We start from the raw sequence: 25824 nt of genomic DNA on the forward strand, positions 1-25824 counted from the left end.
GGCGAGGCGTTCAATCCTAGGGTGGCGGTATCCGCAAGACCGCGTTCATGGGTGATGATGCCGGGCCGAGCCGGCGCACCATATCGGCGGCACCGAAGGCTTGATGCGATCGGAGAACCCCGTTGAGTGAACCTCGGAAACAACTCCATCTCGGCGCCTTCATGCGCCCCATCGGCATCCACACCGCGTGGTGGCGCTATCCCGGCGGCTTTCCGGACGCGAACTTCAACCTCGACCACCTCGTGCGCTTCGCTCGCACCCTGGAAGCGGCCAAGTTCGACGCCTTCTTCATGGCCGACCATCTGGCGGTGATGAACATGCCGATGGAGGCGCTGAAGCGCTCGGCCACCGTCACCTCGTTCGACCCGCTGACGCTGCTGCCCGCGCTCGCCATGGTGACGGAGCGGATCGGCCTGATCGCCACCGCCTCCACCACCTACAACGAGCCCTACCATGTGGCCCGCAAGTTCGCCTCGCTCGACCATATCTCGAAGGGACGCGCCGGCTGGAACCTCGTCACCTCCGGGAACCCGGACGAGGCGCTGAACTTCGGCCGCGACGCGCATCTCGACCACGCCACCCGCTACGCCCGGGCCCGCGAGTTCTACGAGGTCGTCACCGGGCTGTGGGATTCCTGGGGCGACGACGCCTTCGTCCGCGATGTCGAGCAGGGGTTGTTCTTCGATCCCGAAAAACTCCACACGCTGAACCACCAGGGCGAATTCCTGAAGGTGAAGGGGCCGCTCAACGTCGCGCGGCCGGTGCAGGGCTGGCCGGTGATCGTGCAGGCCGGCGCCTCCGAAGCCGGGCGCCAGATCGCGGCGGAGACCGCCGAGATGGTGTTCGGCTCCGCCTCGTCGCTGGAGGCCGGCCAAAAGTTCTACGCCGACGTGAAGGGCCGGATGGCAGCGGCCGGCCGGTCCCGCGACGCCCTCAAGATCCTGCCCGGCGCCTTCGTCGTCGTCGGCGGCACGGAAGCGGAGGCGAGGGAGAAGAAGGCGCAGCTCGATGCGCTGGTGCCGGTCGAGAGCGGGCTTGCCAACCTCTCGGTCCGCCTCGGCACGGATGCCACCGGCTTCGACCTCGACGCGCCGCTGCCCGAGATCCCGGAATCGAATGCGAGCAAGAGCGGGCAGGCGCAGATTGTCGACTATGCCCGCCGCACGGGCGCGACGGTGCGCGAACTCGCCCGCCGCGTCGGCGGCTATGGCGGGCTCAGCTTCGTCGGCACCCCGGAACAGATCGCCGACCGGATGGGGGACTGGCTGGAGGGGGAGGCCTGCGACGGATTCAACGTGATGTTCCCCTTCGTGCCGGAAGGGCTCGACGATGTCTGCGCGGGCGTGGTGCCCGAACTCCAGCGGCGCGGCCTGTTCCGCACGGAATACGAGGGCACGACCTTGCGCGACCATCTCGGCCTGGAGCGGCCGGGCAACCGCTTCTTCGAGACGCGATAGGCTCCCCGCCGAACCCATCGACGGTCCCGCGGGAAGTCTGTTGGCTCGGGTCAGCGCCGGTTCGTCATCCCGTAGATCGCAAAGCCTACGAGCGCCGCGAGGCCGAGGGTCAGCAGGCGATTGCTGCCAAGCGTGTCGGCGGCGGCCCAGCCGGTGCTCTTGGCGCTCTCGATCACGGCGCGGCCCCGCAGGATGCGCGCGGCCCGTTGCCGGTTCGCCTCCCGCGTCGGCAGATGGACGATGTAGGTGTCGCCCTCGCGGTCGATATCGATGCTGTTGCGGGCGAACCCCGCCCGCACGAGGCGATCCTTGGCGGCGTGGGCCGCTTCACGGCTCGTGAAGTCGGCTTCAACGCCGACGGTCTCCTGGGACATGTCTCCTCCTCGCCAGATGTGGGGATGTGCCGCAAGCGACCCGTTCGCCGCGAACCGTCGGAAGACGGCCGATGGCGCGCGTTTCGTCGGGCACTCCAAGCGGGAGGAGCAATCCGGGCCTGCCCTTCACGGTTCCGAGAGAAGGATCACGCCGCCTCGGCCTCGCAGGCATCGATCCGCACGGCGCCATCGGCCGTCAACGAGCAGATCACCTCCGTCCCGTCGTCGAGCGCGAAAGCATGGAACAGGCGGCGCTCGAGTTCTTCGAGCCCTTCGCCGGGTAGTTCTGCGATTTCGCCCCGCGTCCGTTCTTCGAGAGCGGGAAGAACACCACTTCTCGTGGCGATTTCCTGCGCAGATTGCGTCAGAACGATATCGAAAGACATTGCGGCCTCCCTGTTACGACGCCGGTCACGACTTGTCCGATCCCCGCGAAGACAGGACCCTCTTGCGACTTTTTTGGGGCAGCCTTTTGATGGTGCGGGAAACACGTGAACAGTCAATGACTTAGCTTGAGCCTGCCGCCGCGCTGTCGATCGTGCCTCAAGGGCCGAAACGACGTGGGACGGGGCATCTGGCCAGATCGGACCGCAGACATCCCGCTCGGCAAAACCCGACCGGGCTGCTGTGACGCATCGGCTCGGGGCAGCTTTTCGGGGTGTTCTCCGGTTTCGACCAGCGGGCAGCTCGTTCGATCGCTGACCCGCCGGTCGCAAAGGTTCGCCGGAGCGTCGCGCGTTCCGATCACGCGAAGAACATCCCCGGCAGGGAGGCCGGCCCCATGAACTCCATCCTCGTCGTCGCCTTGATCTGTGCGTCCAGCGTTCAGATGCCCGATTGCTCGCGGGAGACCGCTCTGGACGTCATCATCGGTCCGGCCCACACACTTCAGGAATGCCTGATCCAGGGCCCGGTCCTGGCCGCGAGCGCGGGCCATGGCTCGGGCGCCGACACCTACGTGAAGACGCGCTGCGAACAGCGGAAGCCTCGATAGGTTTCGCTTTCGCGCAGTCATCTTCCGAAGGACGGCAACGACCCTGCGGGGCGATGCTTTGGGAGGCACCGATGACAGAGGATGAAACGGTCGATCCGGCGCGCGCCGTCGCAGTGGGCCTGCGGGCCCGCCTCGCGGTGGTCGAGCGCACGGCATGGTTCGGCTTCATGCATGCAATGCGCGAGCGGCCTGAGGAAACCCAAGCCTTCATCGAGGCCGAGCGCGTGCGATGCCGCGAGGGGTTCGGCAGCGGCGCCTGGGCCAAGGACCTGACGGCGGCGGAGCGGGCGCTTCTCGGCGAGGAGGTCGATGCCGGCCTCGCCCAACTCGTGGAAGATGCCCGCGCCGAGCTCGGCGACGGCACCTGAACGGCCCCCTCCCCCGCGCCATCCTTTCGCCTTGCGGACATGGCGGGAAGAGTACAGTGTCCCCCGCCAAACCGGGACCGGCCGGAGGAAGCTCCGTCCGTCGGGCCCGCGAAGGAGCCGTGACTGGTGCCCATGTTCGGATACGCCGCCCGCCGGAGCGCCACCGCGCTCACCCTGCTGCTTGCTTCGACCGGTCTCGGCACCCTGCCGGCCGCTTCCATGCAGCCGCGGGAATCCTCACCGCTCTCCGAGTATGAGCCGGCGGAATCGCTCGAGGGCAACTTCCTCTCCGCCTACATCGCCGGTGCCTCGAAGGACACGGCCGCCGCCGCAAGCTACTACCGCGAGGCGGTGAAGGGCGATCCGCGCAACGCCGAGCTTCTGGAGCGCGCCTTCGTGTCGCTCCTCGCCGACGGCGCCATGACCGACGCCTTCCGCGCCGCCGAGCGGCTCGCCACCCGCGAAAGCTCGAACGGCCTCGCCCAGCTCGCCCTCGGCGTGCGCCAGCTTAAGGCCGGCCAGTACGGCCCCGCCCGCCAGAGCTTCGGCCGCAGCGGCCGGGGTGCAGCCGCCGACCTCACCGGGACGCTGCTGACCGCCTGGGCCTATGCTGGCGCGGGCGACGGCAAGCGCGCCTACGAGACGCTGAACCGCTTGCGCGGCGAGCGTTATTTCAATGTCTTCCGCGACTACCATGCCGGGCTGATCGCCTCGGTCATCGGTGACCGGGCGGAGGCCGAGCGTAAGTTGAAGGCGGCCTACGACGCCGACCACAACACACTGCGAATCGTCGACGGCTATGCTCGCTTCGAGGCCGGCATCGGCCGCACCGATCTCGCCATCGACGCCTACAGCGAGTTCGAGAAGGTGATGCCGCGCCATCCCCTCGTGGTGGACGCCCTCGACAAGCTCAAGGCCGGCAAGCCCCTCGCCCCCTTGATCGCCTCCGCCCAGGAGGGCGCGGCGGAAGTGCTGTACGGGCTTGGCTCGGCCGGCTCGACGCAGGGCGACGAGCTTCCCGCGGTGGTCTACCTGCGGCTCGCGCTCTACCTCGCCCCCGACCACGCCGTGGGCCGGCTGACGCTCGCCGACGCCCTCGACCGCATGAAGCAGGTCGAGCGCTCGAACGAGGCCTATGCGCAGATCCCGGCCTCCTCGCCGCTCAAGCTCAACGCCGACATCCAGATCGGTCTCAACCTCGAGCAATTGGGCCGCGGCGACGAGGCGCTCCAGCACCTCGACACCGTGCTCAAGGCGCACCCCGACAACGTCGATGTCATCTCGGCCTTGGGAAACGTGCAGCGCGCGCGTAAAAAGTTCGCCGAGGCAACCGAGACCTATACCCGCGCGATCAACCTGATCGAGCCCGGCCGCGAGGCCAACAACTGGACGCTGTTCTACTTCCGTGGCACGGCCTACGAGCGGGCCGGCGAGTGGCAGAAGGCCGAGGCCGACCTCAAGAAGGCGCTCAGCCTCGTTCCGCCGACCCAGCCGAACGCCAAGGCGCAGGTTCTCAACTACCTCGCCTATTCCTGGGTCGATCGGAACATGAACATCGACGACAGCTTCACCATGCTGAAGCAGGCCGTCGATCTCTCTCCGCGTGACGGCATGATCATCGACAGCCTCGGCTGGGCCTATTTCCGCCTCGGCCGCTGGGACGACGCGGTGCGCGAGCTGGAGAAGGCGGTCGAGCTGAAGCCGGGCGACCCGACCATCAACGACCATCTCGGCGATGCCTATTGGCGCACCGGCCGGCGGCTCGAAGGCAAGTTCCAGTGGCAGCACGCCAAGGATCTGAACCCCGAGCCCGAAGAACTCACCAAGATCAACGCCAAGCTGAAGGACGGCCTGCCCGAGCCGGAGAAGCCGACCGCCACCGCCGAGAATCCGCCCGTGCAGGACCCGGCGCAGACCGTGCCCGCTCCCGTGGCGGCGCCGCACAACGCGGAGAACCCGGAACTGCCGAAGGGCGCCCCCGCCCCGAGCGAGCCGCCGGGGGCGGCGGACAAGAAGCCGGGCAAGTAAAGCACCGCAAGCGAAGCGGACCGGCATGGGGTCAATCCCACCGGCCGCCCCGTCCAGACCTGACTGCGACCGCGGACTTCGACGGATCCTCCGGTTCCCGCGACTTCGGGACGATCCCTCGAAGCCTCCGCTTCGCTGCGGCACCTCAGGCTGAGGACGCAGGCTTGGATTGGCCTTGCAACGGTCCGGCCCTCGTCTTGCTCGTTCTCGGCTGTCCGCCTAAGGCAGGGCGCATCCCCTGCCCCTTCGGCCGAGAGCCTTCGTGTCCCTGCTCACCACCCGCGCTCCGGCCAAGATCAACCTGACCCTTCACGTGCTCGGCCGCCGCCCGGGGGACGGCTACCATGCGCTCGAAAGCCTCGTGGCCTTCGCCGATGTGGCCGACACGCTGGAGCTGATGGCGGGCCCTGATCTGTCTCTGGACATCTCCGGCCCCACCGCCGGGCCGGCGGGACCGCTCGACGACAACCTCGTCCTGCGTGCCGCCCGCCACCTCGCTGCGGGCGTGGACGGCCTGAGGCTCGGCGCGTTCCGGCTTCACAAGCAACTGCCCGTCGCGGCCGGGATCGGTGGCGGCTCGTCGGACGCAGCCGCCGCCCTGCGGTTGCTCGCGGAATCGAACGGACTCACCCTCGACCACCCAGCCGTGATCGCCGCGGCGCGGGCGACCGGCGCCGACGTGCCGGTCTGCCTCGATCCGCGGGCGCGGATGATGCGCGGCGCGGGCGAGGAAATCGGGCCGGTACTCGTCCTTGCATCCCTGGCGGCGGTGCTGGTCAATCCCGGCGTGCCGGTGGCGACCGCGCCGGTCTTCAAGGCGCTCGGCCTCGCGGTCGGTCAGCGGCTCGACGGGGCCGAGCATCCTGTCGTCGGTGCGGGCCTCGATGCCGACGCCGTGCTCGGCGCCATCGCCCCGGCCCGCAACGATCTGGAGGCGCCGGCCCTCACCGTCGCCCCCGTGATCGGCGAGGCGCTGGCACTGCTGCGGGCTCAGGCCGGGTGCCGGCTCGCGCGAATGTCGGGATCCGGCGCCACCGTGTTCGCGATCTTTTCGGACGATGGGGCGGCAGAAACGGCGGCCGGAGCGATCCGCACGGCACAGCCGGGCTGGTGGGTCGAGCCGACGCGGCTGGCCTGATGCGGCCGCGCCGCGGGCGCCTCGGAGTACCTCACGAAACTCCCGATCGCTGACCGTTCTACCTCTGGGGATGACGGCTCAGCGGGAGTTTCGTGAGAGACACTCAGTGCGCCCGGGCGATGCAGAAATCGACCACCTGCAGCAGGGCGGCCTTCATCGGCCCCTGCGGGAACGGGTCCAAAGCCGCGCGGGCCTGATCGCCGTAGTGGCGCGCGCGCGCGATCGTGTCGTCCAGGGCGCGATGGCGGTGCAGGATCGCGAGCGCCTGCTGGAGATCGCCCTCCGCCAACTCCTCGCGTTCGAGGGTGCGGCGCCAGAAGGCGCGCTCCTCGTCCGAGCCGCGGCGAAGCGCCAGCACGATCGGCAGGGTGATCTTGCCCTCGCGGAAATCGTCGCCGACATTCTTGCCGAGCGCTGCGCTAGTGCCGCCGTAATCGAGCACGTCGTCGATGAGCTGGAAGGCGATACCGAGATTCATGCCGTAGGCGCGGCAGGCCGCCTGCTCGGAGTCCGGCCGCCCGGCCAGGACGGGGCCGACCTCGCAGGCCGCCGCGAACAGCTCCGCGGTCTTGCCGCGGATCACCGCGAGATACTCGTCCTCGCTCGTCTCGATGTTCTTGGCGGCGGTGAGCTGCATCACCTCGCCCTCGGCGATGACGGTGGCCGCCGCCGACAGGATGTCGAGGGCGCGCAAGGAGCCCACCTCGACCATCATGCGGAAGGCTTGGCCCAGCAGGAAGTCGCCGACGAGCACGCTCGCCTCGTTGCCCCACTTGATGCGGGCGGCGACGCGGCCGCGGCGCATGTCGCTCTCGTCCACCACGTCGTCGTGGAGGAGCGTCGCGGTGTGCATGAACTCGACCGCGGCGGCGAGCTTCACCGCGCCGTCGCCGCTGGAATAATCGCAGAGATCGGCGCAGGCGAGCGTCAGGATCGGGCGCAGGCGCTTGCCGCCCGACGCGATCAGGTGGTTGGCGACCTCGGGGATCATCGCCACGTCGGAGCCGGTGCGCGACAGGATCGTCGCGTTCACCCGCTCCATCCCGGCCGCGACGAGGCTTACGAGGTCGGTGAGGCTGGCCTCCGGATCGGAGCGGCCTTCATCGAGGGTAACGACGACGCCCAAAGCGCGATGCCTCCGGAAAAACTCTCGACCGGCATCCTGCCGGAACCCCTGCCCCGCGGCTGCCCCTGTCGCACGGGGCCGGCGGCAGGGCAACACGCGGTCGTGCCGCACGGCTGCGCAAGAGCGTGGACAATGTTACGAGCCGAGAGGCCGCGCGCCCGGCCACCGGATGCAGCCGAAGGGTGATGATGCCGTGAAGGAACTGATCCGCAGCAACGACATCGTCCTCATCGGCTTCGCGCGCTCGCTTCTCGAAGAGGCGGGCGTCCCGCTTTTCGTCGCCGACGAGCACATGAGCGCGCTGGAAGGGTCGATCGGCGTGTTCGGCCGGCGCCTGCTGGTGCCTGACGACCATGCGCCGCAGGCCCGCCGCATCCTGACCGATGCGGGCCTGTCCGCCGAACTGCGCGATGAGCACTGAGCCGGATGCTTTCCTCGGCGGTCGCCTGAGGCTGCGCCAGCCGCCCCGCGGCGCCCACCGCGCCGGAACCGACGCGGTCCTCCTCGCCCGCCTCCTCGTCCCCGACCCTGGCGCCACGCTCTACGACCTCGGCGCGTCCACCGGCGCGGTGGGGCTCGCGGTGGCACGGGTGTCGGACGCGTGCCGCGTGGTGCTGGTCGAGCGTGATCCCGACCTCGTCGCCCTCGCCCGCGAGAATGTGGCGGCGAACGGACTCGACGCCCGTGTCGCGGTGATCGAGGCGGATATCCTGGCGCCGGGAGCACAGCGCCGGGCGTCGGGCCTGGAGCCGGACAGCGCCGACATCGTGCTGACCAACCCACCCTTCTTCGAGGAGGGCGCACACCGCCCCTCCCCCACCCCGCAAAAAGCCTCGGCACACACTTTTGTGGCCGGCGGACTCGATCCATGGCTGAGAACCTGCGCCGACCTTCTGCGCCCCGGCGGACGGCTCGGCCTGATCCATCGGGCCGACGCCCTGCCCGCCTGCCTCGACGCCCTGCGCGGACGCTTCGGCGATTGCGCCGTCCGCCCGGTTCACGGGCGGGCCGATCGGCCGGCGATCCGCGTGCTGATCGCGGCCGTAAAGGGCAGTCGCGCACCGTTTCGCCTGCTGCCGCCGCTGGTGCTTCAGGACGAGGCCGGGCGCTTCACCCCGGAAGCCGAGGCCCTGCACCGGGGCGATCCCTGGCCGGCGCCGTAAAGCCAAATCCCGGTCGACGCGGGCAGCCGTTGCCGCAATGGATCGGCCGGCGGCGTCCTGCTAACGGAGAATGGCTTGCCTCCCAGGAGGCCGTGCTCCCGCGCGTTCTCGAAAAAGGCTGCCATGCCGCTGACCGTCCCGACCTGGATGCGCCGCTTCCTGCCCCGCCGCTTCCGCGAGACTCCGCCGCGGGTCGCCGTGGTGCGCCTGAGCGGAGCGATCGGCGCCGTCTCGCCGATCCGGCCGGGCCTCTCCATCGGCACGGTCGCGCCGAGCCTGGAGCGCGCCTTCACCATGCCGGGCCTGTCGGCGGTGGCGCTCGTCATCAACTCCCCCGGCGGCTCGCCGGTGCAGTCGCACCTGATCTATCGGCGCATCCGGGCGCTGGCGGCGGAGAAGGAGATCAAGGTCTTCGCCTTCGTCGAGGATGCCGCGGCCTCGGGCGGCTACATGATCGCCTGCGCTGCCGATGAGATCGTCGCCGATCCCGCCTCGCTCGTCGGCTCCATCGGCGTGGTCTCGGCGGGCTTCGGCTTCGACCGGCTGATCGAGCGCATCGGCATCGAGCGACGCGTCCACACCCAGGGCGAGGCGAAGGCGATGCTCGACCCGTTCCGCCCCGAGAACCCGCAGGACATCGCCCGGCTGAAGGAGATCCAGGCAGACGTGCAGGACCTGTTCTCCGGCCTCGTGCGCGAGCGCAGGCCGACGCTCGACGCCAGCCGCGACCTGTTCACCGGCGCGGTCTGGACCGGACGGCAGGCGCTCGACCTCGGCCTCGTCGATGCGCTCGGCGACCTGCGCGGCACCCTGCGCGCCCGCTACGGCGAGAAGGTTGACCTGCGGCTCGTGGCCGAGACCCGCGGCTCCTGGCTCGCCCGCCTGCTCCGCCGCGCCGGGCCGGGCCAGACCGCGGCCGGGCTCCCCGACGCGCTGATCGCGGCGGTGGAGGAGCGTGCAGCCTGGGCGCGGCTCGGGTTGTAGGCGGAGCGCGAAGGCACGCGGTCAGGTTCGGGCCTCGATCGAAATCCGCCCGAGATAGCTTCGAAAGCAGGATTGTCAGCGCACGAGAACGCCTGTACCGATCGGTCTTGATCGTACCGATCAGTACAAAAAGGTCTGCCATGTCGCGCCCCCCGTTGCCGCCCTTCACCGACGAGACCGCTGCGCAGAAGGCGCGCATGGCGGAGGATGCCTGGAACAGCCGCGATCCGGAGCGCGTCGCCCTCGCCTACACACCCGACAGCGTCTGGCGGAACCGCGCGGAGTTCGTCCGGGGCCGCGAGGAGATCGCTGCGTTCCTGCAGCGCAAGTGGGCGCGTGAGCTGGAGTACCGGCTCATCAAGGAAGTCTGGGCGCAACAGGGCAACCGGATCGCCGTGCGCTTCGCCTACGAGTGGCGCGACGACAGCGGACAGTGGTTCCGCTCCTACGGCAACGAGAACTGGGAGTTCGACGAGGCGGGCCTGATGCGCCACCGGATCGCTTCCATCAACGACCTGCCGATCGCCGAATCCGACCGGAAGTATCACTGGCCGCTCGGCCGCCGCCCGGACGACCACCCGTCCTTGAGCGATCTGGGGCTGTAGTGCGTGGCCCGTACCGTCGCCGAACGGGCCGACGTGCTGCCGCTGCTCGCGGAGGTGTTTCGCGAGCACGGCTACGAGGGAGCGAGCCTCTCGTTGATCTCGAAGGCGACGGGGCTCGGCAAGGGCAGCCTCTACCACTTCTTTCCCGGCGGGAAGGAGGAGATGGCGAGCGCCGTGCTCGCCGAGATCGACGGCTGGTTCGAGGTCAACGTCTTCCGCCCCCTGCGGGAGGCGGACGATCCGGCAGCGGCCGTGGCGGCGATGTTTGCGACGGTCTTCGACTATTTCCGCTCAGGTCGCCGGGTCTGCTTGGTCGGGGCCTTGAGCCTAAGTGACGCTCGCGACCGTTTCGCGGGCCGTCTCCGGGACTACTTCGCCCGCTGGGTCGAAGCTCTGACCGAGGCGCTGGGCCGGGCGGGGCACGCCTTCGCCTCGGCCGGCCCGCTTGCCGAAGAGGCTGTCGGCGGCATTCAGGGGGCAGTGGTGCTGGCCCGCGCCCTGGATCAACCGGAGGTGTTCGAGCGGATCCTGGCCGGATTGCGGGCGCGATGTCTCGCCCGCTCCTGAGCCGTTTTCGAGCATCGTCCTGGATGATGGATCCAGGACGATGCTCTCGGCACTTGTTTTTGCATCACCTTTTTCCGAAAGCCGGCAACCACCTTTCGGGACGATGCTCTAACCCGCGAGCGGGAGGCCGTGCCGGCCTTCGCGATCGTCGATCTCGACGATCCAGAGATCGGAATCGAAGCGGATCTCCCGCGCGAGGCGTTCCTCGACATCCGGGGCCGGGGCGGCGGTGAGGATCGGCGTGAAACGGCGATCGCCCGCGTCATCCGCCTCGATCAGCGCCTGGGGCGCCGGGCCGTAGAGGTCGGCGGTGCCGTCGAGCCGGTCGATCTTGATGAAAATCGCCCCCGCCTCCGCCGAACCGCGGCGCCGCTGCACGGCGGGGATGTTCTCGCCGTTGAGGCGGCGCAGATGCGCGGAGACCCAGAAATCCGAGCGAAGGCGTGGCATAGGCGGTTCATAGGCGCCGATGGCCGCCGCGTCGATGGCGCGACCTCCCGACGCCCAGCGCTCCGCACGCGCGGCATCTGCGACCCCGAGGCGCTTTACCCGCCCGCCTTACCCGCCCGCCTTGGCGGTCATCTCGCGGGTCAGGGCGCGCAGGGTGGGCCCGGCCGCCTCGCCCTTCACCGGCATCTTGCGGTCGCGCTCGAACCGCTCGATCGCCGCCTTCGTGCCGGGTCCCATCAGGCCGTCATCCTTGAGCGGACCGTAGCCGAGCTTGGTCAGGGCGCGCTGCGCCCGGATCACGGTCGGGTCCGGCTTCGGTCCCTCGGACTTGCCCGCCTCCGTCCTCGCCTCGGGCTTCGGGTCGTTCATGGCGGGCCTGGACGCGGGCTTGCGCTCGGCCTTGGGCGTGACCGAGGCGGTCGTCTCGCCGGATCGGATCATGTCGGCGATGCTGTCGCGGACGGGCGCCGGCACCTCCCGCACGGGGGCGGGCTTGGGCGTCTCGACCGCGCGCACCTCCCGCACCGGTGCCGCTGCGGGCCGCGCGGCCACGGGCTTCGGCTCCACGGTCGGCAGGATCGGGGCCGGGTGCGGTCCGGCCTGGAAGCCCATTGCGTTGACGCAGACATAGACCGCCGCGCCGACGCCGATGACCGTCCCGAACACGCCGCCGGGATAGCGCCGGCAGACCCGCCCGGCCCCCGTCGCCGCGGACAGGAGAGCGGCCTGCCAGCCGGACGCCGCAGGCCCGCGCGGGGCGGGCTTGCGGCGCGGGGCGGATTTGGCCGGGCCTCGGGCGACGCGCATGTCACCGGGGACCACGATCTCGCGCTGGTCCCGTCTGGCGGGCAGCTCGCGCATCAATTCGCTCCTTTACCTGGGAATCGTGTTTCGCGGGGGTCGGTCACCCGGCGCGGCGCATCGGGGGGTTGGCGGAGAGCGGGGCGGGATCGAACAGGCCGGCCGGCCGCCGGATCGGCTCGGGCGCCGGCTCCGACATCGCCACCACCCGCACCGAGGTCCGGATCGGCGCCGGCTGGGCCTGCGCGGCGCCCTTGGCACCATTGCCGGAACCGTCCCGCGCGCCGGCCGTGGCGGTTTTGGCGCGGCTGCAATCGAGCGGCAGGGTCACGGTGACGGCGGTGCCCTTGCCCGGCGCGCTCTCGACGGAGACCGCGCCGCCATGCAGCCCGGCGAGGCCGCGCACCACCGAGAGGCCCAGCCCGGTGCCCTCGTGGGTGCGCCCGTAGCCGCCGCCGACCTGGAAGAAGGGGTCGCCGAGCCGCGGCAGGTCGGCCTCGGTGATGCCGATGCCGTCGTCGCTCACCACGATGTCGAGATAGGCCCCGCCCCGGCGCACCATCACCTCCACCCGGCCGCCGCGGGGCGTGAACTTCACGGCGTTGGAGATCAGGTTGATGAGCATCTGGCGGCAGGCGCGGGCATCGGCCACCAGGGCGCAGCCGGCGGGCGCGGGCGCGCTGGTCAGGGTGATGCCCGAGGCATCGGCCTTGAGCCGCATCAGGTCGCAGCAGCCGCGGATCAGCGCTTCGACATCGACCGGCTCCGGCTGGAAGTCGAAATGCCCGCCGCGGATGCGCGAGATGTCGAGCAGCGTGTTCACCACGTCGAGCAGGTGGCGCCCGGACTGGGCGATGATGCCGGCATATTCGCGGGAACGCTCCGGCGAGAGGCTCACCGCGCCCTCCCCGCCCAGCACGTCCGAGAAGCCGATGATGGCGTTGAGCGGGGTGCGCAGCTCGTGGCTGACGGTGGCGAGGAAGTGGGTCTTCACCTCGTCGGCACGCTCGGCCTCGGCACGGGCGCGGTCGAGTTCCTGCGCGTGACGGCGGTGCTCGGACACGTCGCGGGTCACGGCGACGACGGTCGATCCGTTGGCGCCGGCCAGCCCCGCCTCGATCCGGTGAGCCCGCATCTCGGCGAAGATCGTGCGGCTGCCGTCGCCGCGGGCTGCGTCGAGGTGCAGGCGGAACGGCACCGTGGCCGGCGCGCCGTGGGCGGCGACGTCGCTGATCGCCTGGAGCAGGGCCGGACGGTCGCCGATATGCACCCGGTCGAGCAGGCCGTGGCCGCGCAGGCGGCTCGCCTCGGCCCCGACGAAGCGCGCCGCCGAGCCGCTCGCCTCCAGCACGCGGCCGTTGGCGTCGTGCCAGGTCACGAGGTCGTCGATGGCCGAGAGCAGCAGGCGGTCGCGGGCCTCGTTGTCCTGCATCCGGGCGCGCCACTCGCCCTCGCGGCGCATGTGCTCCATCGCCTGCGCCGCGATGTGGCCGATCGCGGTCACGGCGAAGACCGGCATGACGATCGCGTTGGGCCAAGCGAGCGTGAGGCTTCCCACTGGCAGGTAGCCGCTCAGCGCGATGGCGAAGGCGCCGACGACGGCGATGACGGAGGCGGCGATCGTCGCCCGGCGCGAGCCGGAGATCATCGCCTCCAGCGGAACCGCCACGAGCCAGATGGAAGCGGCCGAACTCGCCCCGCCGGTGAGCGCGGCGAGGCAGACGACGATGCCGGTCAGGCCGAGCGAGGAGAGGGCATGCGCGACCCAGAGCGAGCCGGTGCGCGACAGGACGACGGCGGCCAGAAGCGGCAGGAACAGGCTGGCGATGGCGATCGCTTCGAGGCCGCTCGGGACACCGCGCCAGACGAGGTAGGGCGGCAGGCCCGCCATCATCACGGCGCCGGTGGCGAGCCGCGAGATCAGGAACCGCTCGTGGCGGAAGCGCACCCCCGGCTCGGCCAGCGCGGAGGCATGGACCAGCCCCGCGAGGCGGGAATCGAACAGGGAGGCAAGGGCACCGTCTTTACGCAACACCACCACGCACAGCGCAAGCCTTGACCCGGAACACGGGTGTCTTGCGCCCCTCGACTGCTCGTTACGATCTCGAGGAAACCGTCGCAGAGGCGGTTTAAGCGAGGATGAAAAGGGTCGCTCACTTGCCGCCGACCGCCGAGCCGGCGACCCCGGTTCGAGGCGCCGATCCCCACTTTTCACAAGGCCCGGGCGGGGACGGAGGCGCCGCGCCGCAGAGGGTGAACAGGGGGCCGGGAGGGTGTGCGCCCTAGTGAAAAACGCTTCGTTCACCACGTCGGCGGTTTCGGTTCATCCGGTTCATCCGGCGGTGCCGCCGGGATGGCAGGATCGGGCGATCGACCTTCCGCCGGCCATGCCGGCGAAGCCGTGCCCCCTGGAACCGGACCGATGTCGTTTCTCTTGCGCGCCGCCCTCGTGATCGGCGCCCTCTCCTATCTCGCACTTCAGCGCCAGGGCGGCCCCGATCCGGCCCGGCCGCGAGCCGCCGGGACCGGGATCGTATCGGGCAACGCGATGGATCGCCTGACCACGGGCGGCATCGGCGCGCTCGTGGAGGCCGTGAATGCGCTGCCGCCCGAGGCGCGGGAGGACATGGTGCGGGCCGGGGCGGCCGCCGTCGCCCGGCACGTGAGCGGACAAGTCACGGGGCAGGCCGCATCCCCGCGGCCCTCAGCCGACACGCTCTCGGCCAGCGACCGCCAGCCATCATGGCGGGGACCCGCATCGCCCTGAGCGCGGTTCTGGCCCCACGAGGCGGTGCTCCTATAACGGACGGACGCCACCGGCCGGGGAGGAGCGACGATGTTCGGCTTCGGGAACGAGTACGAGGGCCTGGCCTTCTGGCTGCCGCTGGTCTGGGCCGGCCTGCTGGCGCTGGCGGTGGCGATGTACGTCGTCATCGACGGGTTCGACCTCGGCGTCGGCATCCTCTTCACCGCCGCGCGGCCCGGCAACTGGCGCGACCGGATGATGCTCTCGGTGGCGCCGATCTGGGACGGCAACGAAACCTGGCTCGTGCTCGGCGGCGGCGGGCTGTTCGCGGTGTTCTCGCTGGCCTACGCGATCCTGCTGCCGGCGCTCTACCTGCCGATCATCCTGATGCTGATCGCGCTGATCTTCCGCGGCGTCGCCTTCGAATTCCGCTTCAAGGCCGAGCGCTCGCAGGTGGTGTGGGACAACGCGTTCCACTACGGCTCGCTGGTCGCCACCTTCGCGCAGGGCATGGTGCTCGGCGCCTTCGTCCAGGGCTTCCAGACGGAAGGGCGGGGATTCTCGGGCGGCACGCTCGACTGGCTCACCCCCTTCAGCGTCATGACCGGCATCGGCCTCGTCTGCGGCTACGGGCTGCTCGGCGCGACATGGTGCGTGATGAAGACCTCGGGCGAGCTGGAGATCTGGTCGCGGATCAAGGCCCGGCAGTTCCTGATCGGCACCGTCCTCTCGATGGCGGTCGTCAGCGCCTGGGTGCCGTTCCTCGGGCTGCATATCCAGTGGCGCTGGCTCTCCTGGCCGAACGTGCTGTTCGTGGCGCCCGTGCCGCTGCTGACGGCGTTCGTGTGCTGGCGGATCTGGCGGGCGATCGAGGACGGGCGCGAGGTGGCACCCTTCCTCCTCTCGATCGCCCTGTTCCTGCTCGGCTTCCTCGGGCTGGCGATCAGCCTGTTCCCGTACATCGTGCCGCCCAAGCTCACGATCTGGCAGGCGGCCAACGCGACCTCGGCGCTGCAATTCGCCCTCGTCGGCTACGCGGTGGTGATGCCGCTGACGCTGGCCTACACGGCCTACGCCTACTGGGTCTTCCGGGGGAAGATCGAGGAGAACCCGAACGCGGCGAGCTACCATTGAGCGCCCGTCGCATCCTCTGGTTCGCCGCCCTCTACGGCCTGAGCCTCCTCGCCTTCACGGCGCTGGTCTATTTCATCCGCGCCATCGCGCGGTGAGACGGGCGCCGGCTCAAAAGCACAGGGGAAACGCTCCCCGCAGCCAGAGCCCCACCCCCTCGCGGGCCCACAGGAGCGCCCCGGCGAGCGTCAGCGCGCCGAGAAGGGCGAGAACGACGAGTTCGTCCCGAACGCTCATGCCGGGCTCGCCCGCTGCGCCAGGGGCACGTCGCGGATCGGCAGGTTGAGGAGACCGGCCAAGAGCGCGATGCCGATGGAGAGGGTCCAGGCCGCGTCGTAGGAACCGGTCTGGGCGAAGATGAAGCCCGCCCCCCACGCGCCGAAGAAGGCGCCGACCTGATGGCTCATGAAGACGATCCCGAACAGGGTCGAGAGGTAGCGCACGCCGAAGATCTGCCCGACGAGGCCGCTCGTCAGCGGGACGGTGCCGAGCCAGAGGAAACCGATGGCGCAGGCAAACAGCGTCGCGGTGAGCGGGGTGAAGGGAAGGACGACGAACAAAGCCATCACCGCCGCGCGGGCGAAATAGATCCACGACAGCACGTACTTCTTGCGCATCCGGTCCGCGGCGACCCCGAAGGCGTAGGAGCCGAGGATGTTGAACAGGCCGATCAAGGCCAGCGCGCGGGCGCCGATGCCCGGATCGAGGCCGGCATCGGTCAGGACGGCGGGCAGGTGGGTCGAGACGAAGGCGATGTGGAAGCCGCAGACGAAGAAACCGGCATTGAGCAGCCAGTAGCCGCGATGCCCCGCCGCCTGCCGAAGGGCGGCGCCGAGCGGGATCGCATCCGGTGCCGCGGTCGCCGGCACCGCGCCGGAGGCGGCCTTCCGGGCGATTCCGAAGGCCAGCGGCAGCATCAGAGCGGCGAGCCCGGCGCCCGCGAGCAGCGCCCCGCGCCAGCCGAGGCCGTCCACGGCGATCTGGGTGGCCGGGACGAGCAGGAACTGCCCGACCGAGCCGCCCGCCGTGACGATGCCCGCCGCCGCACCCCGCCGTCCGGCCGGCATCAGCGGCACGACCGCGCCGAGCACGACGACGAAGGTGACGCCGGTCATGGCCAGCCCGAGCAGAAAGCCGAGCGTGACGGTGAGGCCGAGCGCCGAGGAGACGAGGGCCGCCAGCGCGAGCGCGAGGGCATAGAGGAGGCCGCCCGCGGCGGCGACGCGTCCGGGCCCGTAGCGGTCCGCCAGCGCCCCCACGAAGGGCTGGGCGAGCCCGAAGATCAGGTTCTGCACGGCCATGGCGAGGCCGAAGCTCTCGCGCCCGACGCCGAGATCCAACTCGACCGGCCGCATGAACAGGCCGAACCCCTGGCGGATACCCATGGCGATGGTCACGATGACCGCGCCGCAGGCGAGCGCGATCCACGGGGCGGGTCGATGAAGGGACGAGGAGGCGATCACGGTCACGGATCCGGGGGAGTGTCGGCCCGGATGATAGCCCGCATCCCAGGCTTCGCAGAACCGGGCCGTGCCGCATACCCGATCACACGAGGGCAAGGACACGAGGGCAAGCGCGGGCGATGGGGCTCGAACGTGTCGCCTGGGTCACCCATCCGCCCCGTTCGCGCTCCCCCACCATCGCATGCGTAGCCTTGCCGGCCCCCGCTCCGCTAAGGTCCGCCTCATGATGGATGATTTCCGGCGGGCGGCGAACGGTTCGCGATGACGGCGCAGGGACCGGATAGGCCGGGCGAGGACGGGACCGAGACGCGGGCCGCAGCGCGGGAAGCCGCGCGGGCGGCCGCCTTGCTCGCGCGCCAGCTCGGCCGTCTCGCCGGGAGCGCGGGACGCAGCGCTTGGCGCAGCGGAGCCGCCGCCGCCAGGGAGGCCGCGAAGGGGGCTAAGCCGGTCCTCGCGCGCACCACGGACCGCCTTCGCTCGGACGGTCCGCCGGCCACACCCGTCGCGCCTCCGGTGCCGGTGGACCGGCCGGACACACAGAGCCAACCTTTCACCCGCCCCTCCGCTCGCCCACCCCGCCGCCGTCGGCCCTGGGTGATCGGATTGGCCGTCGTGATCGGCCTGCCGCTGGTGATCCTGGGCGGATACGTCTTCGTCGCCTTCGCCTCCCTGCCACCGCTCGGCGGGGTGGCGCCGGAGGCCAACCAGCGCGCGCTCGTGGTCGAGTCCGAGAGCGGGCGCGCGTTCGCCACCCGCGGCGCGTTCCAGGGCGAACGGCTCACCGAGAAGACCCTGCCGCCCCGGCTGGCCCAAGCCATTGTCGCGATCGAGGACCGGCGTTTCTACAGCCATTGGGGCATCGACCTGCGCGGCATGGCCCGCGCCGTCTGGCGCAACGCGACCGGCGGCGGCGTGCGCGAGGGCGGCTCGACCATCACTCAGCAATACGCCCGGCTTACCTCGCTCACCCAGGAGAAGACGCTCAAGCGCAAGATTCAAGAAGCCTTCCTGGCGCTGCGCCTGGAGAGCACGCTGACGAAGCCCGAGATCCTCGTCGGCTACCTCAACACCGCCTATTTCGGGGCCGGCGCCTACGGCGCGGACGCGGCGGCACGGCGCTATTTCGGGCATGGCGCCGAGAAGCTGACCCTGCCGGAGGCGGCGATGCTGGCCGGCCTCGTCCGCGCGCCCTCGCAGCTCGCCCCGACCCGCAATTTCGGCGGCGCCAAGGAGCGGGCCGACCTCGTGCTCCAGGCCATGGTCGAGACCGGCGCGATCAGCGGGGCCGAGGCCGACAAGGCGCGGGCGGAGAAGCTCACCCTGCACACGCCGCCCGAGACGCCGCCGGGCACCAACTACTTCCTCGATGCGGTATCGGGCGACGTGAAGCGGCTGACCGAGGCGGCCGGCGACGTCACCGTGCGCTCGACCCTCAACCTCGACCTCCAGAGCCTCGCCGAAGGCGTGCTCGCGCGCCGCCTGGACGGCGAGGGGGACAAGAAGAAGGTCGGCCAGGGCGCGCTGATCGCGATGGCGGCCGACGGGGCGATCCTCGCCATGGTGGGGGGCCGCGACTACGAGGACAGCCAGTTCAACCGTGCGACCCAGGCCAAGCGTCAGGCCGGCTCGCTGTTCAAGCTGTTCGTGTATCTGGCTGCCTACGGCAAGGGCTTCTTCCCCGACAGCGTGCTCGTGGATCGCCCGACCCAGATCGGCGAGTGGGAGCCGCAGAACTCGAACAACCGCTTCCGCGGCGCCCTGCCGCTGCGCCAGGCCTTCGCGCTCTCGGTCAACACCATCGCGGCCCAGCTCGGCGAGGAGGTCGGCCTGCCCGCGATCATCGCCGAGGCCCGCCGCCTCGGGGTGCAGTCGGATCTGCCCGAGGTGCCGAGCCTCGCGCTGGGCTCGGCCGACGTTTCGCTTCTCGAAATGACCCGCGCCTATGCCGGCGTGCTCGGCCCCGGCGTGCCGGTGGAGCCCTATCTCGTCCGCACGATCCGGGGGAACACGCCGCAGCCGCTCTATCAGCGCGCCGCGCCGAAGCCCGGTGCGGCGATGGACGGGCAGGTCCAGTCGATGATGCTCGACTCGCTCCAGGCGGTGGTGGAATCCGGGACCGGCAAGGCCGCGCGGGTCAACGGCCTCGCGGTCGGCGGCAAGACCGGCACCAGCCAGGACTATCGCGACGGGTGGTTCGTCGGGCTGACCCCGGACATGATCGTCGGCGTCTGGGTCGGCAACGACGACAACACGCCGATGAACAAAGTGACCGGCGGCGACATCCCGGCCCGCGTCTTCCACGATTTCGTGGAGCGGGCGCAGAAGGTCTTGAAGGGCCGCAAACGCCCGACCCCTTCCGCCGCACGGGCCGAGCCGACCCCGGCCGCCGCCGTGGCGCCGGCCCCGACGCCGGCCGCGGGCGAAGTCCGCGGCGTGCCCGAGGTGGTCGATACCGGCACGCTGGCGATCCGCGGCCGCAAGGTGCGGCTGCTCGGCGTCGTCGGCGAGGGCGGCGCGCTCGCCCGCCAACTCGCACGCTACCTGCGCCGCCGCGAGGTGATCTGCTCCGGCGATCCGGTCTCCGTGCGCTGCCGCCTGGACGGCGACGACCTCGCCTCGCTGATCGTGACCGCGGGTGGGGCGCGGGCCGCCGAGGACGCGCCGAGCGACCTCGTCGAGGCCGAGGATCAGGCCCGGGCCGAACGCGCCGGGCTGTGGCAGCGCGAGCGTTAGGACGAGCGCCCTCCGTCAGTCGAGGCAGCCCGTAGCGAACGATGTCCACCGCCCGATAAACGGATCGGGAGGGCAAAAACACGCAAGACGCCCAACGGTTCCCCCAAGATTACAAATAGTCCCAATGTCGATCTAGAGTAATACGCATCACGCGATCGTGAATTGACGAAAGTTGGGTAACTTCGAGAAGCCTTACGCCGAGCAACGTCCGATTAAGGTGTCGCCTTCAGCAACCGACCCACGAAACACACGTGGGACGACATCGATGAAGCTGATCGACAATGCCGGGATCCTGGTGAAGGTCGCGGTTCCCCTGGCACTGATGGCGGCCACGACCGTCGGCGTCATCGTCTACGCCCGAGGTGCCCTGCACAGCGTCACTGAGCAGACCCAGCAGGTCATCGACGTGCAGGCGGCGCGCCAGGAGAACATCCTCAAGGCACAGCTCAAGATCAACGAGGCTGCGATCCACAATCGGACCACCATCATCGAGACCCGTCCCGAGGTGATGGCGCGATACAAGGCCAGCCAGGAAGCGGCCGCCTCCGCCGCCTACACGGCCATCGACAACCTCATCGCCCTCGCGGACACATCGGAACGCCGGGCAACCAACCAGCAGATCCGGGAGACGGCGGAGACGTTCTTCGGCCATCTTGCCCGCTCGACCGAATTCGGCCTCGTCAACAACACCCAGGCCGCGCTCAAGGTCGTGCAGGAGGACTCCGCGCCGATCCGCGAGAAACTGAACGAACTCGTCCTCGCCCGCGTCGCCTTGATCGGCAGGGAGATGCAGGCGAAGAAGCAGGCCGCCGCCGACGAGGCGAGCCGCACGATCACCCATCTCATGGTGGGCTCCGGTCTCGCCCTGCTCGTGGCCATGGCGCTCGCCGGCAGCATCGTCGCCTTCGGCATTGTCCGTCCGCTCGGTCGGCTCGTGACGGTCCTGCGGCGGATGGCGCAGGGTGACATCGACGCCAGCATCGCGGAGGCGAAACGGGGCGACGAGATCGGCGCGGTCGGCCGCGCCGTCGAGGGCATCCGGGAGATGGTCTCGCAGAAGGCCGCCGAGCAGGCCGAGATGCGCCGCATCGCCGACGAGGCCGCCGCCGCCGAGCGCAAGCGGACGATGATCGAGTTGGCCGACCGCTTCGAGACGGCCGTGGGCGGCATCGTCGGCATGGTCTCGTCCTCCGCGACCGAGCTTCAGGCGACCGCCTCGACCATGACCGCGACGGCGACCGAGACCGCCACCCAGGCGACCACCGTCGCCGCCGCGGCGGAAGAGGCCGCGACCAACGTCAACACCGTGGCCTCCGCCGCCGAGGAACTCGGCAGCTCGGTCGCCGAGATCGGCCGGCAGGTCGCGGGCTCCACCGAGCTGGCGCAGGCCGCCGTCACGCAATCGGATCGGACCGCGCATCTCGTGCAGGAACTGAACTCTGCCATGGGCCGCATCGGCGACGTGGTCGGGTTGATCTCTTCCATCGCCGGACAGACCAATCTTCTGGCGCTGAACGCCACCATCGAGGCCGCCCGTGCCGGCGAGGCCGGCCGCGGCTTCGCGGTGGTCGCGGCCGAGGTCAAGGAACTCGCCAACCAGACCGCCCGAGCGACCGGGGAGATCTCGGCGCAGATCGGGCAGATCCAGGGCGTGACCGGTCAGGCGGTCGCGGCGATCGGCGACATCGCCGGCCGCATCCGCGACATCGACACGATGGCGACCGCCATCGCCGCGGCGGTGGAGCAGCAGGGCGCGGCGACGCAGGAGATCGTCCGCAACGTCGCCCAGGCCTCGACCGGCACGTCGGAGGTGACGGGCAACATCGCGGGTGTGGCGGGTGCGGCCGAAGAGACGGGCGCGGCGGCAAGCCAAGTGCTCGGCGCCGCGGGCGAGCTGTCGCGCCAGTCCGAGGCGCTGCGCGCCCAGGTCTCGCAGTTCCTCGCCACGGTGCGTGCGGCGTAGGCTCCCACCGGGATCTCAAAGGGATCATCCCTTTGGCGGGGTGCCGGGGCAGAGCCCCGGCTTCCCTTCCACCAGGGCTGCTCCGCCCAGGACCCGTGAACGGGCTCGCCCTTTCGAAACCCCAAAATCCTACCGAAACGGCGGTTCGTCGAAGCTGCGGAGCTTTCTCGAATGCAGACCCGCCCGGTCGGCGCGCAGGGTATCGAGCGTGGCGAGCCCGATCTTGAGATGCTCGGCCACCGCCCGCTCGTAGAAGGCGTCGGCCGCGCCCGGCAGCTTGATCTCGCCGTGCAGCGGCTTGTCGGACACGCAGAGCAGCGTGCCGTAGGGCACCCGCAGGCGATACCCTTGAGCGGCGATGGTGCCGCTCTCCATGTCCACCGCGATCGCCCGCGAGAGGTTGATGCGCCGCCGCTCCTGGCTGAAGCGGAGCTCCCAGTTGCGGTCGTCGTAGGTCACGACCGTGCCGGTGCGCAGGCGCTGCTTCAGAGCGTCGGCCCGCTCGCCGGTGACGGCCGCCGCCGCCGCTTGCAGGGCGATCTGCACTTCGGCCAAAGCCGGCACCGGAATCTCCGGCGGCACGAGGTCGTCGAGGATGCGGTCGCGGCGCAGGTATCCGTGGGCGAGCACGTAGTCGCCGATGGTCTGCGACTGACGCAATCCGCCGCAATGCCCGACCATCAGCCAGCAATGCGGGCGCAGCACCGCGAGGTGGTCGGTGATGGTCTTCGCATTGGAGGGGCCGACGCCGATATTGACGAGCGTCGTGCCCTGGGGCGCCCCGTCCGGCCCACGGCCGACGAGGTGGTAGGCCGGCATCTGGTACTTGTGCCAGGGTGAGGCGGCGATCAGCGCCGCCGGATCGGCCGAGGCGGCCTCGGCCTGCTCCACCACGATCCCGCCGGGCAGCACAAGCCGCTCCCCCTCCCCCGCCGCCAGACGCTCCAGCCCGTGACGGACGAAGCCATCGACGTAGCGGTGATAGTTGGTGAGCAGGATCCAGGGCTGGATCTCGCGCCAGTCCGAGCCGGTGTAATGCACGAGCCGGCGCAGGGAGTAATCGGTGCGCACCCCGTCGAACAGGGCGAGCGGGCGCGGATCGCCCGCATTCTCCAGCCACAGACCGTCGGCGACCTCGTCGCCCACCACCGAGAGGAGCGGCGTCGGGAACAGGGTGGCGAGATCGCTGGTGCTGACCCCGCTGCCGCCGAGATCGGTGCCGGGCTCGACGATGTAGGGGTAGGGAATCTCCTGGCCCGACAGGCCGACTTCGATGCTGGCGCCGTAATCGCGCACGAGCGGCCGCAACTGCTCCAGGAGATAGGCGCGGAAATAGCCGGGCTGCGTCACCGTGGTGGCATAGAGGCCGGGCGCCTGGAACTTGGCGGTGGCCCGGTTGAGCCGCGGCAGCGGTCCCGCGGGCTGGTAGGTCAGGCGCAGCTCAGGGTAGCGGAACTGGAGCCGTTCGGTCGCGTCCGGCGGGATGCGGTGTTCGAGGTAGCGCGCCAGGGCCGCCTGGAGCGCCTGGGTCGCGCCCGCATGCAGCGCCTCGAGCCGATCCACGGCCGTCTCCGCGTCGGCGACGGCCTCCATCGGCCGCAACTCGTCGATGACCATGTGCCCTCCCCGCTGACCGCAAGACGTCTACACCGCGCGACGCAGCGAGACGAGCGAGCGACCTTGCAAGGGCTCTGCCTGCCTTGCAGAGCCGCTGCGCCGGAGCGACAAGGCATGCGTCGCCAAACGGGGAAGCGAAAGCGGATGAACGAGGATGTCGAGCGGCGCCCCGGCGAGGAGGCGATCCCGCTGCCCGCCGACTACGATGCCGGCCTCTACTTCATCGGCCGGGTGCGCACGCCGTGGAAAGACCTAAGCGAGTGCCCCAAGAACGGCACGCAGACGGACGCGATCTGCACCCTCGAAGTCAATGCCGCCTACCGGCCCGCGCTGCAGAACCTGGAGGGCGCCACGCACCTGATCGTGCTCTATTGGATGGACCGGGCCGCGCGCGACCTCGTGCGCCAGCAGCCGCGCCACGCGCCAGGCAGCCGCGGCACCTTTTCGCTGCGCTCGCCCGCCCGCCCGAACCCCATCGCGCTCGCCGTGGTCGAGCGGCTCGACATCGCCGACGGCACCGTCCGCGTGCGCGGGCTCGACTGCATCGACGGCACGCCGCTGCTCGACATCAAGCCCTACTTCGCCTCGACCGACAGCCGGCCGGAGGCGCGGGTCGATCGCGCCGGCACGGAGAAGCCGGCGGCGTCCTGATCCGGCGGGATCGGACCTCCTACCCCTGCGTCTTCCCCTGCCCCGCCGCTCCGGTTCCCGGCGCCGCGGTCAACCGGGCCAGGGCGCGCAAATAGACCGGCTTGACGTGGGTCTTGTAGGTCCGGCGGGCGACGCCGCGACCATGCCGGAACCACGTCTCCGACAGGGCCGTCAACCGGCCGCGCAGGGAGCCGCCGGGGGAGACGTCGATCAGGAGATCGGCGATCTCGCGGCGGTCCGGCCAGATCTGCGCCAGCGCCGCCGAGGTGTCCCGGTTGCAGGAATCGATGGTGTCGATGGTCCCGTCCGCGAACACCGTCTCGGTCATCGCCTCCATCAGCAGCGAGCCGGGCCCCCATTTCGCGTAAGCCTCGTCATAGGCCATCTTCCAGCCGAAGGCCGTACGGCCGGATCGCAGCCAGATGTTCATCGCGATGGCTCGGCCGTCGAGACGCAGGGCCTCGACGCCGGCGCAGCCGTCCCGCGCCAACCCCGCGATCATCGACTGGGCGAAGGCGCAGAGCGGCGGCGCGTTGCGGATCGCCCGTCCGCGCCGGCTCTTGCGGCCCTTCCAGCCCGCGGCCTCCAGATATAGAAATTCCTGGAATGCCGTGCTGACCTCCTCCGGCTTGCGGATGCTGACGTGACGCAACTCGCCCTGCTCCGCGAGCCGCTTGCGATGGCGCCGCAACTCCGCACGCCGCTTCGAGGAGCTGGACGAGACCGGCGCGGTCTGTCCCGCGACGGGCGCATCGAGCCGGGCGCGCTGCCGGCGCTCGATCTCGACGATTCGGAACCCCCGCCGGCCGGCCGCGCCGACGAGGGCGGCGTAGACCGCCCCGTCCATCGCGATCTGGTTGGCGCAGATTAGCTTCGGCAAGGCAGGATGCTCGGCGACGGCATCGAGCATCGCCGACAGGGCCTCGACCGCATGGTCGCGATCGAGCACCGGCGAGCCGAGGAAGGTCAGCGAATTGCACGGGGCTTCGAGGGTCTGGATCGGCAGGCGCGACGAGGGCCGCCCGGTCACGAGGAGCCAGGCACCGATCAGCTCGGCCTCTTCCCCGTTGCGGCGGGACCAGGCGAGGAGAACGTGCAACGGCGTCTCGGTCGCCGTGTACATCGCACCCGCGACGGCGGGCTCCATGAACACGTTCGGCTCGGTGCAGCGCCGGACCAGCCGGCGCCATTCCGCGGCGAGGGAGCGAAAGCGCGGCGCGGTCGCCACTTCGACGGAAAGGGCCGGCCGCTGCGAGACCGCATCGGGCACAAACGACGGGGGGGCGGGCTCAGCCGCAGGCAGGCTCGCGAAGTCGCCGCTCGAATCCATGGACGGCCCCTCTTCCTCGGTCTCGTCGCTGCGCCGGCCCTGCATCCGCGGGCCGGCTTACGCAGTGATCACTTCGTTGCCCGCCGAGAACGACAGCAAAGCCGCGCGCAAAGCACGCGCCTTTGAGGGGGATAT

25 protein-coding genes are annotated in these 25824 nt (G+C 70.5%); 15 read left to right on the top strand and 10 right to left on the bottom strand.

The features are described 5' to 3' along the window. Positions 1–122 precede the first annotated feature (122 nt). Positions 123–1457: an LLM class flavin-dependent oxidoreductase gene (locus MKK50_RS03505; RefSeq protein WP_499020404.1), complete on the top strand. Its 1335-nt coding sequence runs from the start codon at positions 123–125 to the stop codon at positions 1455–1457. 50 nt (positions 1458–1507) lie between these two features. Here the strand turns inward: MKK50_RS03505 and MKK50_RS03510 are convergent, their stop codons facing one another. After that, complete coding sequence (locus MKK50_RS03510; RefSeq protein ID WP_499020405.1) at positions 1508–1831, bottom strand: hypothetical protein; 324 nt, start codon at positions 1829–1831, stop codon at positions 1508–1510. 146 nt (positions 1832–1977) lie between these two features. Beyond that, a complete protein-coding gene (locus MKK50_RS03515; protein ID WP_499020407.1) occupies positions 1978–2217 on the bottom strand; it encodes a hypothetical protein in 240 nt (79 codons plus the stop codon). A 395-nt stretch (positions 2218–2612) separates the two neighbouring features. Here MKK50_RS03515 and MKK50_RS03520 point away from each other — a divergent pair, with 395 nt between their 5' ends. From MKK50_RS03520 to MKK50_RS03535, 4 genes are all read left to right on the top strand, one after another. Then, positions 2613–2825, top strand: coding sequence for a hypothetical protein (locus tag MKK50_RS03520; protein WP_003597985.1), 213 nt, complete (start codon positions 2613–2615; stop codon positions 2823–2825). A 71-nt stretch (positions 2826–2896) separates the two neighbouring features. Further along, positions 2897–3193: a hypothetical protein gene (locus MKK50_RS03525; RefSeq protein WP_253371195.1), complete on the top strand. Its 297-nt coding sequence runs from the start codon at positions 2897–2899 to the stop codon at positions 3191–3193. Between the two features lie 132 nt (positions 3194–3325). Further along, positions 3326–5221 carry a tetratricopeptide repeat protein gene (locus MKK50_RS03530; RefSeq protein WP_499020479.1) on the top strand — a complete coding sequence of 632 codons (1896 nt, stop codon included), beginning with the start codon at positions 3326–3328 and terminating at the stop codon, positions 5219–5221. Positions 5222–5483: 262 nt separating this feature from the next. Next, the gene (locus MKK50_RS03535; RefSeq protein ID WP_499020409.1) at positions 5484–6359 is read left to right on the top strand and encodes a 4-(cytidine 5'-diphospho)-2-C-methyl-D-erythritol kinase; all 876 of its coding nucleotides are present in this window, start codon (positions 5484–5486) and stop codon (positions 6357–6359) included. A gap of 103 nt (positions 6360–6462) precedes the next feature. On the opposite strand, the gene MKK50_RS03540 is transcribed toward MKK50_RS03535, so the two are convergent. Further along, a complete protein-coding gene (locus MKK50_RS03540) occupies positions 6463–7485 on the bottom strand; it encodes a polyprenyl synthetase family protein (RefSeq protein ID WP_499020411.1) in 1023 nt (340 codons plus the stop codon). 193 nt (positions 7486–7678) lie between these two features. Here MKK50_RS03540 and MKK50_RS03545 point away from each other — a divergent pair, with 193 nt between their 5' ends. The 5 genes from MKK50_RS03545 to MKK50_RS03565 all read left to right on the top strand — a co-directional run bounded on the left by MKK50_RS03545 (position 7679) and on the right by MKK50_RS03565 (position 10804). Further along, positions 7679–7906 (top strand): putative signal transducing protein, encoded by a 228-nt coding sequence (locus tag MKK50_RS03545; RefSeq protein WP_253371201.1) that lies wholly within the window; start codon positions 7679–7681, stop codon positions 7904–7906. Then, complete coding sequence (locus MKK50_RS03550; protein ID WP_499020413.1) at positions 7896–8648, top strand: tRNA1(Val) (adenine(37)-N6)-methyltransferase; 753 nt, start codon at positions 7896–7898, stop codon at positions 8646–8648. Before MKK50_RS03545 ends, MKK50_RS03550 begins: the two co-directional genes overlap by 11 nt. A gap of 123 nt (positions 8649–8771) precedes the next feature. Beyond that, positions 8772–9632, top strand: a complete 861-nt coding sequence (locus tag MKK50_RS03555; RefSeq protein ID WP_499020415.1) for a S49 family peptidase — start codon at positions 8772–8774, stop codon at positions 9630–9632. A gap of 140 nt (positions 9633–9772) precedes the next feature. Further along, a complete protein-coding gene (locus MKK50_RS03560) occupies positions 9773–10237 on the top strand; it encodes a nuclear transport factor 2 family protein (protein WP_499020417.1) in 465 nt (154 codons plus the stop codon). A 3-nt stretch (positions 10238–10240) separates the two neighbouring features. Further along, complete coding sequence (locus MKK50_RS03565) at positions 10241–10804, top strand: TetR/AcrR family transcriptional regulator (RefSeq protein ID WP_499020419.1); 564 nt, start codon at positions 10241–10243, stop codon at positions 10802–10804. 108 nt (positions 10805–10912) lie between these two features. On the opposite strand, the gene MKK50_RS03570 is transcribed toward MKK50_RS03565, so the two are convergent. From MKK50_RS03570 to MKK50_RS03580, 3 genes are all read right to left on the bottom strand, one after another. After that, positions 10913–11254 (bottom strand): DUF1491 family protein, encoded by a 342-nt coding sequence (locus tag MKK50_RS03570; RefSeq protein ID WP_253367414.1) that lies wholly within the window; start codon positions 11252–11254, stop codon positions 10913–10915. A gap of 108 nt (positions 11255–11362) precedes the next feature. Next, complete coding sequence (locus MKK50_RS03575; protein ID WP_499020421.1) at positions 11363–12115, bottom strand: peptidoglycan-binding domain-containing protein; 753 nt, start codon at positions 12113–12115, stop codon at positions 11363–11365. Positions 12116–12158: 43 nt separating this feature from the next. Next, entirely contained in the window at positions 12159–14096 is a 1938-nt protein-coding gene (locus tag MKK50_RS03580) for a PAS domain-containing sensor histidine kinase (protein ID WP_499020422.1), read from the bottom strand. 381 nt (positions 14097–14477) lie between these two features. Between MKK50_RS03580 and MKK50_RS03585 the strand changes: the two genes are divergently transcribed. After that, a complete protein-coding gene (locus MKK50_RS03585; RefSeq protein ID WP_499020423.1) occupies positions 14478–14822 on the top strand; it encodes a hypothetical protein in 345 nt (114 codons plus the stop codon). 69 nt (positions 14823–14891) lie between these two features. Then, complete coding sequence (cydB, locus tag MKK50_RS03590) at positions 14892–15935, top strand: cytochrome d ubiquinol oxidase subunit II (protein ID WP_253367407.1); 1044 nt, start codon at positions 14892–14894, stop codon at positions 15933–15935. A gap of 108 nt (positions 15936–16043) precedes the next feature. On the opposite strand, the gene MKK50_RS03595 is transcribed toward cydB, so the two are convergent. Both MKK50_RS03595 and MKK50_RS03600 read right to left on the bottom strand, forming a co-directional pair. After that, positions 16044–16169 (bottom strand): hypothetical protein, encoded by a 126-nt coding sequence (locus MKK50_RS03595; RefSeq protein WP_499020424.1) that lies wholly within the window; start codon positions 16167–16169, stop codon positions 16044–16046. After that, positions 16166–17395 (bottom strand): MFS transporter, encoded by a 1230-nt coding sequence (locus tag MKK50_RS03600; RefSeq protein WP_499020426.1) that lies wholly within the window; start codon positions 17393–17395, stop codon positions 16166–16168. The genes MKK50_RS03595 and MKK50_RS03600 overlap by 4 nt, the downstream gene beginning before the upstream one ends. A gap of 261 nt (positions 17396–17656) precedes the next feature. Between MKK50_RS03600 and MKK50_RS03605 the strand changes: the two genes are divergently transcribed. Then, entirely contained in the window at positions 17657–20128 is a 2472-nt protein-coding gene (locus MKK50_RS03605; protein WP_499020428.1) for a PBP1A family penicillin-binding protein, read from the top strand. Between the two features lie 265 nt (positions 20129–20393). Continuing rightward, entirely contained in the window at positions 20394–22091 is a 1698-nt protein-coding gene (locus MKK50_RS03610) for a methyl-accepting chemotaxis protein (RefSeq protein ID WP_499020429.1), read from the top strand. Between the two features lie 129 nt (positions 22092–22220). On the opposite strand, the gene MKK50_RS03615 is transcribed toward MKK50_RS03610, so the two are convergent. Continuing rightward, positions 22221–23708, bottom strand: a complete 1488-nt coding sequence (locus tag MKK50_RS03615; RefSeq protein WP_499020430.1) for an AMP nucleosidase — start codon at positions 23706–23708, stop codon at positions 22221–22223. A gap of 144 nt (positions 23709–23852) precedes the next feature. On the opposite strand from MKK50_RS03615, the gene tsaA reads away from it, so the two are divergent. Then, the gene (gene tsaA / locus MKK50_RS03620) at positions 23853–24359 is read left to right on the top strand and encodes a tRNA (N6-threonylcarbamoyladenosine(37)-N6)-methyltransferase TrmO (RefSeq protein WP_499020432.1); all 507 of its coding nucleotides are present in this window, start codon (positions 23853–23855) and stop codon (positions 24357–24359) included. A gap of 19 nt (positions 24360–24378) precedes the next feature. Here tsaA and MKK50_RS03625 read toward each other — a convergent pair whose 3' ends face one another. After that, positions 24379–25689, bottom strand: a complete 1311-nt coding sequence (locus tag MKK50_RS03625) for a GNAT family N-acetyltransferase (RefSeq protein WP_499020481.1) — start codon at positions 25687–25689, stop codon at positions 24379–24381. Positions 25690–25824 lie beyond the last annotated feature (135 nt).

Origin of the sequence: Methylobacterium sp. J-043, from assembly GCF_022829505.1 — a bacterium.
Classification (GTDB): Bacteria; Pseudomonadota; Alphaproteobacteria; order Rhizobiales; family Beijerinckiaceae; genus Methylobacterium; species Methylobacterium extorquens_A.